The organism is Skermanella aerolata KACC 11604, from assembly GCF_000936425.1.
Classification (GTDB): Bacteria; Pseudomonadota; Alphaproteobacteria; order Azospirillales; family Azospirillaceae; genus Skermanella; species Skermanella aerolata.
The window spans coordinates 1-469 of sequence record NZ_AVFK01000210.1; the positions used below are offsets into that span (position 1 = coordinate 1).

General features: G+C 76.3%; 1 protein-coding gene. It reads left to right on the plus strand.

The window, feature by feature from the left end; translation table 11 throughout:
* The coding region (locus N826_RS44650) for a site-specific integrase (protein ID WP_044438111.1) at nt 1-469 on the plus strand (469 nt) is incomplete at both ends.

Sequence of the window (469 nt, forward strand, 5' to 3'; positions counted from 1 at the left end):
GCGAAGCGGGGCCGGGCGGCCGCCACCGTCGACCGCCGCCTTGCCGGCCTCGGCTGGAATTTCCGCCAGCGCGGCTTCACGCTCGACCGCACCGACCGCCATATCCGCGAGGTGCTGGCCGGCATCCGCCGCGCCCACGGCCGGCCGCCCGAGGCCAAGGAGGCGCTGCTCGGCGCCGACGTCGCCGCCATGGCGGCGCTGCTCGGCCACGACCTGCGGAGCTTGCGCGACCGCTCCCTCCTGCTGGTCGGGTTTGCCGGCGGCCTGCGCCGCAGCGAGATCGTCGGACTCGACCACGGTGCCGACGAGACGCCCGAGGCGTCGGGCTGGATCGAGCCGCTCGATGCTGGCCTGCTGCTCCATGTCCGGGGCAAGACCGGCTGGCGCGAGGTCGAGGTCGGCCGCGGCTCGGCCGACGCGACCTGCCCGGTGGCGGCGCTGGAAACCTGGCTGCGCCTGGGCCGGATCG